1 protein-coding gene is annotated in these 337 nt (G+C 66.5%); it reads left to right on the top strand.

Annotated elements, in window-relative coordinates:
- A partial coding sequence (locus tag EN852_RS37330) for an RlmE family RNA methyltransferase (RefSeq protein ID WP_135879800.1) occupies positions 1-337 on the top strand: 337 nt, incomplete at both ends.

Here is a 337-nt window from a genome sequence, read left to right as displayed (position 1 = left end):
GTCGCGCCGCTGGCTCGAGCGTCATATGAACGACCCCTATGTGCAGCGCTCGAAGGCCGACGGCTACCGCTCCCGCGCGGCCTACAAGCTGATCGAGATCGACGACAAGCATCATCTGCTGAAGCCAGGAATGAAGGTCATCGACCTCGGTGCCGCCCCCGGCGGCTGGTGCCAGGTCGCGGCCGCGCGCACGAAGTCGAGTGCCGACAGCCCGCACGTCGTCGGCATCGACTATCTCGAAATGGACGCGGTCCCGGGCGCCGCCATCCTGCAGATGGATTTCCTCGATCCCGACGCGCCGCAAAAGCTTGCCGAAGCGCTTGGCGGTCAGCCCGAC

Source organism: Mesorhizobium sp. M2E.F.Ca.ET.209.01.1.1 (assembly GCF_004010375.2).
Taxonomy (GTDB): domain Bacteria; phylum Pseudomonadota; class Alphaproteobacteria; order Rhizobiales; family Rhizobiaceae; genus Mesorhizobium.
This window is presented reverse-complemented; position numbering and strand designations above follow the sequence as displayed.